The sequence below is a fragment of the Devosia sp. genome, from assembly GCF_028290645.1.
GTDB lineage: Bacteria > Pseudomonadota > Alphaproteobacteria > Rhizobiales > Devosiaceae > Devosia_A.
The window spans coordinates 1-6,318 of record NZ_JAQGJL010000219.1; the positions used below are offsets into that span (position 1 = coordinate 1).

Here is a 6,318-nt window from a genome sequence, read left to right on the forward strand (position 1 = left end):
TCTGGTCGGCCGGCACCGCCTTCGGCACGCTCACCTGCTCGGGTGACGCCATCAGCCTCGAAATTCTCGGCGGCACGCTAGGGGCGCAGAAGATCATGGTCGATGGCCGCACTATTGCCGCACCATCGCCGCTCAAAACCATGGATTTCCAGTAGTCATGGCCGGCATCCAGCTCAAATCCGTCCGCAAGAGTTTCCAGGGTTTCGAGGTCATCCACGGCATCGACCTCGAGATCGCCGACGGCTCGTTCACCGTGTTCGTCGGCCCCTCCGGGTGCGGAAAGTCCACGCTGCTGCGGATGATGGCGGGCCTCGAGGAGATCACCGCCGGCGAGGTGCACATCGACGGCATCCGCTGCGACCACCTGCTGCCGGCCGCGCGCGGCTTCGCCATGGTGTTCCAGTCCTACGCCCTCTACCCGCACATGAGCGTCGAACAGAACCTGAGATTCGGCTTGGAAAATCAACGGCTTGCGAAGTCGGAGACCGCTGCCCGGGTGCAGAAGGCCGCAGCAATCCTGCAGATCGAGCACCTGCTCGCCCGCCGTCCCAACCAGCTTTCCGGCGGCCAAAGCCAGCGCGTCGCCATAGGCCGCGCCATCGTCAAGGAGCCCAAGGCTTTCCTCTTCGACGAACCCCTCAGCAACCTCGATGCTGAACTGCGCGTGAAGATGCGCGGCGAGCTGATCAGCCTGCATCAGCGGCTGGGCTCGACCATGATCTACGTCACCCACGACCAGGTCGAGGCGATGACCATGGCCGACCGGATCGTCGTGCTCAACGAAGGCCAAATCGAGCAGGTCGGCACGCCCGTCGAACTCTACGCTCGCCCCTGCAACCGGTTCGTCGCCGGCTTCCTCGGCGCCCCGCCGATGAACATTCTGTCCGGCACGGTGCAAGGCGGAAACGTGCGCCTGCAGGGTGGAGCAGTCATTCCGCTCATCGGCAGAACGGTACCCCTGCCCGATGGCGCTTCCGTCTTCCTCGGCATCCGCCCCGAACACGTCGAGGTCAAACCCGGTCCGCTGAAGATCAGCGTCACCACCACCGAGGTACTGGGCTCCGAGACCATCGTCCACGCCACCACAGCCGGCGCCGACGAGCCCTTCACCATCGCGCTCCGCGGCATCAGCGGCGTGAAGGCCGGCGACATCCTGGACCTCGCTCTCCCCGCCCCGTTCTTGCATCTGTTCGACAAGAGCGGCACCACAGTGGGCGCGAACGACGACTGGCGGTCGGCGTACCTAACCTAGGGTCAACGGGCAGGTCCGAAGGTCCGCCGCTAATGGGATGAACGGCTGCTTCCCGTATTTGGCTAGGGCCGAAAATGTATGCTGCGGCCAACGCAAAATGCATACCCAAGGTGAGGATGTGATGGGATCGACTTTCACCATTCGAGATGCGTCCGACTACGAGCAGTTGATGGGACGCTGGAGCCAGCGGCTGGCGCCGCTGTTCATTGATTTCGTGGGCCATGCGGCAGGCGAGGCAGTCCTTGACGTTGGATGCGGGACGGGAAGCCTGACATTCGAACTGGCGGAACTTCCTGGCCTTCGCCAGAAAAATGCGATCGACTTTTCCCCGACGTTCGTCGCGGCCGCCCGGGCGCGCAACACAGACTCCCGGGTGACCATTGACCAGGCAGACGCGACATCGCTGCCATTCTCCGACGACACCTTTGACCGCGCAATGGCACTTCTCGTCCTGCACTTTGTTCCAGAGGCTGCGCGGGCAATATCGGAGATGCGCCGAGTTGTGCGCTCCGGCGGCGTGGTCGCTGCCGCAGTATGGGATCATCTAGGTGGCATGCCGGGGATGCGGATGGCGATCGACACCATTGCTGCCGTCTCGGAAGACGGCCGGCAGTTGCGCAACCGCTACATGTTTCAGCCCATGATGCAGCCGGGCGAGATGAAGCAGGCGTTCGAGGACGCCGGGCTCCGCGAAGTCGAAGAACGTGAACTCATGATCCGCATGGAGTACGCCAACTTCGATGACTTCTGGGCACCAATAGCGGCTGGTGAGGGGCCCATCGGCAAGTTTGCCGGCGCGCTCGCGTCGAAGCGGCTGAACGACGTCACGGCAGCGGTGCGCGATGCCTATGAGGCAGGTAGACCTGACGGACCACGATCCTTTGTCAGTGTCGCCTGGGCGTGTCGCGGTGTGGTCGGGTAGGCAGCCCTATCCTGCCCGCTGCAATAGCGGTTCGATCCGCCGAAGCGCTCGTGAAGGCGATGTTGGCGCCTGCCGAGCGCTCCGGGCGGAAAACGCTCATTGCTTGGGCGGGATAGGGTCGGGCACCTTGTTCTTGATGGGCGGAACCTGTTTCAGGTAGGCGAAGATCGCCTTCAGATCATCGTCGTTCAATTTCCCAAAGGGTGGCCACGGCATCGGCGGCAAAATCGCCCGCCCCTGTCCCTGCTTGCGACCTGTCCGCATCATTTGCAGGAACTGCGCTTCGGTGTAGTCGCGCAGCACCCCCGTTTCCGGATCGGACGTCAGGTTGGCGGTGAAGCTGACGCCCCACGGCCCGGAATGGGCGGTATTCGTCGCCGAAGAGGCCCCAATCCACGGATCGGATACGACGGCGGGCGCCGTGATCTTGATCTCCTGCGGATGACCGGACAGCCCCCTGCTCATATCCGGCTCAGGGCCATTCGGCCCCATCTTCAGGGGCGTGTGGCAGTCGTGGCATCCCATGGCATTGACGAGATACTCGCCGCGTTTGACCAGGTCGGGGTTGGCCGCCTCCTGCGCGGCGACCGTGCCGACCAGCGGCAATAGGAGTGCAAGTCCGAACACGTAGTGCTTCATCGTAGTCCTCCCTGTTATTGGCCCTCTTTGACCTTCAGCTCCGCAATCCATTTTGTGACGACCGCCACCGCCTCGTCATCGACCAGTACGGTTCCGAGCGGAGGCATCTGCAGTGCTGGATAGCGCGACGACAGCCGCTGCAGCAGCGCACTGCGCTCGGGGTGCCCCGGATCGATCCTGTAAGTCGCGTCGGCCGACTGCCCGGGCGCGCTCTTTTTCACCGGCTTGCCGACAATGGTTTCGACGACGCTTCCCGGCAGCAGGAGCAGTTCCTCGCGCAGGAACATCCCAAGGTTGGCGAGCGACGCCCGACTGTTGTGGCACTGGCCGCAGTTGCCGTGCAGATACCCCAGCACCAGACGCTCCGCTTTCGACCTCGCCTCGATCACCGGGGCCAGCGACGGCCAGCGTTCATAGCCTTTGATCAGCCCATTCGCGATGAGGTAGTCGAGCTTGATGCCCGCCGCGCCGCTCGCGCCGTGCAAGGCCGCGGCGTCCACGGCAGGGGAGAGTTGCAACGTGCTGAAACCGAGCACCTCGGCCGGCCCGCCCTGGTGGCAGACCTTGCAGTCGGCAGTGCCAGGAATGCCGTGGAACCGCCCGTGACCGAGAGCGAAAGCATCGCGCCGGCCCCGGTCAGGTGCCAGCGTCGCATCCCGCCCGTCGGGCGACCATTCGTATGACGCATAGAGCCACTTCCCGTTGGCCTGCAACTCCATGTAGCGCGTCTCGACGCGGTGGCCTTCGAAGGAGAATTCCTTCCAGAACCGCGTCCCGATCGGGAACGTCCAGGCGTCCGCGTCGGACCCGTCGATCACGCCGCCCGACGGCAGCCGGATCCACCGGCTTTTCGCCGCGCTGTCCGACCAAAGCGGATATTGCGGCGAGAACGGCAGGTTGCGCGGATCGACCACGAGTGCGCCGGCATCCGCGTAAAGCCCAGTCTCAGACAGCAATCGTGGCGGAGTGTCGAGGGCATGCGAACTCGCCTGTCCCTCGGCGAAAATAATGGCGCAAGCAAGCAACGCAGCGGCGGCAAGCATGCCCGCACGCGAGAAAGTAGATGAGCCGGACTCGCGCCGTACCATCGACTCTTTGCCCTCCTCCGTCGTGCAAGCGTCGATACGGCTCAAGCCGCCGCTCGTCACTAGGGCGGCGTTATCTTACCCCGAATTACTTCGACAGCGCTATGGATCATCGTCACGCCAGGCAGCAAACGCGGCCCTAGACTGATGGCGACCGCTTTGAACCAGACGGCGGTTAGCGACCGCTGGCCGATCGTCTACAATAGTCACTTGCCTGGCAGATGCCGACCCGGGGTCGCCGCATCCACCCGCTGAAGCTGTGTCGGCTTCTGGGTCCAAGCGTGCGTTGCGGCCGCAGGGCGAGCGCACGTTCCAAGTCTCAAGAGTTCCGTACAATCGCCTTTTCGAAGCGAGGGCAAGAGTCCCCAGGGCCGGCAACGCTCCATTTTCGAAAGAGAAAAACCATGCCCAGACGGGTACTTAACTTGTGTTTGCCTAACATATAAGCACATTACAAATATGCTCAAAAATGCACTTGTTGGCATCCGGAAGTCGTGATCTAGTTTGTCTCAGGGAGGAGCGATCAAAGAGCTGACTATGGCCAATCGCTTCCATTGCTATCCAAGTTTCCCAGGCTCGATCGGTCGCTCCGTGCCGTGGAGCCCGGCTCCAGCTCGATCTGCGCCTGCGATCGAGGGGCCGAGGTCCGCGCGGCTTGTGCTGAGCATCATGACAACGCTACTGCCAAACGAGTCGCCCCAGATGCGCGACCTGACTGACAAAATCTCCATATCCATCAGTATATAAGAGAAAGGTCACTCGACATGCCTTCGCTTCCAAAGGTAGGTATTGATAACGCTAACAGAGCTGGGCTGAGCCGGCGGGCCTTCGTCGCCGGGGCGGGCGCCGTTGCTCTTGCCGCACCGGCCACCGGGCTGTTTACGCTGTTGGGCAATTCCGCAGCCCTTGGCCAAAGCCCCAATACGCTGATCGTCGCGGTCGACCAGGACGCCTCCTCGCTGAAGCCCGATACCTGGGGGCCGGTGCTCAACTGGCTGGCGGTTCGCTCGGTCTACGACACGCTCTGCGACTTCGCCGTTGTCGAGGGTGAGGACGGTCAAATGACTTACGACCCGGACAATCTCGTCATGCGCCTCGCCGAGTCGATGGAAATGAGCGAGGACAAGAAAACGGTCACCTGGACCATCCGCGACGGCATGCTGTTCGGCAGCGGCAATCCGATCACCGCGGAGGCGATCGCCAAGTCGTTCAAGTGGTACCTCGATCGCAACGAAGTGGGTGGCGGGCAGGCCAAAGTCGACGGGCTCACCGATGCCGCCTCCGTCAGTTTCGAGGGCAACAAGGTGACGATGACGCTGGTCGACACCGTGCCGTGGGGGGCGAGCGCCAACTACATCACGCTGCTGGCCGTGGTGGATGCCGACGAAATCATGAGCCACGCCACCGCCGCCGATCCGTTCGGCGTCGCCTGGCTCGAACGCAACGCCACCCCTTCGGGTCCCTACAAGATCGATAGCTGGACCGCGGGCCAGCGGATGGTGCTGACCTACCGGCCCGAGTGGTGGGGTCCGAAGCCCTCCATCGAACGCATCATTTTCACCATGATCCCCGACGCCTCGGTCCGTTTCTCGCTGCTCAAGCGCGGCGAGGTGCACCTCGCCACCGGCCTCGAGTTCAAGGATCTGGCTTCGCTCGAAGGCGATCCGAACGTCGTCGTCGAATCGTGGGTCTCCAACGGCTGGGACTATCTCGGCCTCAACTGGAGCCTGCCGGAGTTCCAGGACAAGAATGTCCGGAAGGCCATCGCCAGCGCGCTGCCGATTGAGGACATCATCGAGACGGTCTATTACGGCTTCGCGGTGCCGGCCAAGACGCCGTTCGGCCAGAAGGTGGTGGGCGCCGATCCCTCCACCTGGCCCTATGCCTACGATCTCGCCAAGGCCAAGGAATATCTGGCGGCCTCGGCCTATCCGACCGGCTTCTCGACCACGCTCGCGGTGTCGAATGGCGACATCAATACCGAGCGCACGGCGCAGCTCATCGTCGAGGCGCTGAGCCAGATTGGCGTCAATGTCGAAATCCAGAAACAGACCCCGGCGCAATACTCCGACGCCCAGGTCGCCAAGGCCCTGCCGATGGGGATGTCGGGCTTCCTCTCCTTCATCCCGGACGCCGGCTACCAGACGCTGTGGAACTTCTTCCCGGACAGCTACGCCAACTTCTTCGGCTACAGCAATCCTGCGCAGGAAGAGATTGGACGCAAGATGCTCTACATGGATCCGAACGATCCGGAGCGCGCGGCGCTGCTCAAGCAGTTCCAGGAGATGATGGCCGAGGACGTATCTCACGTCTACACGACCTCGGTAAAAGCCGTGGTGGCGCACAGCAAGAAGGTCACCGGATTCGCCTACTACCCGGATTACGCCACGGTCATCCGCTTCGACAAACTGACCATGTCG

General features: G+C 62.9%; 5 protein-coding genes. 3 read left to right on the forward strand and 2 right to left on the reverse strand.

From position 1 onward, the window contains the following. Positions 1 to 157: 157 nt before the first annotated feature. Both ugpC and JWQ89_RS12515 read left to right on the forward strand, forming a co-directional pair. Positions 158 to 1,252, forward strand: coding sequence for a sn-glycerol-3-phosphate ABC transporter ATP-binding protein UgpC (gene ugpC, locus JWQ89_RS12510; protein ID WP_299641485.1), 1,095 nt, complete (start codon positions 158 to 160; stop codon positions 1,250 to 1,252). A gap of 121 nt (positions 1,253 to 1,373) precedes the next feature. Beyond that, the gene (locus JWQ89_RS12515) at positions 1,374 to 2,174 is read left to right on the forward strand and encodes a class I SAM-dependent methyltransferase (RefSeq protein WP_299641494.1); all 801 of its coding nucleotides are present in this window, start codon (positions 1,374 to 1,376) and stop codon (positions 2,172 to 2,174) included. A 96-nt stretch (positions 2,175 to 2,270) separates the two neighbouring features. Here the strand turns inward: JWQ89_RS12515 and JWQ89_RS12520 are convergent, their stop codons facing one another. Both JWQ89_RS12520 and JWQ89_RS12525 read right to left on the reverse strand, forming a co-directional pair. After that, the gene (locus tag JWQ89_RS12520; protein ID WP_299641487.1) at positions 2,271 to 2,813 is read right to left on the reverse strand and encodes a c-type cytochrome; all 543 of its coding nucleotides are present in this window, start codon (positions 2,811 to 2,813) and stop codon (positions 2,271 to 2,273) included. Positions 2,814 to 2,827: 14 nt separating this feature from the next. Beyond that, complete coding sequence (locus JWQ89_RS12525; protein WP_299641489.1) at positions 2,828 to 3,946, reverse strand: hypothetical protein; 1,119 nt, start codon at positions 3,944 to 3,946, stop codon at positions 2,828 to 2,830. 716 nt (positions 3,947 to 4,662) lie between these two features. On the opposite strand from JWQ89_RS12525, the gene JWQ89_RS12530 reads away from it, so the two are divergent. Beyond that, positions 4,663 to 6,318, forward strand: a 1,656-nt coding sequence (locus JWQ89_RS12530) for an ABC transporter substrate-binding protein (protein WP_299641492.1), incomplete at its 3' end; no start/stop codon positions are given.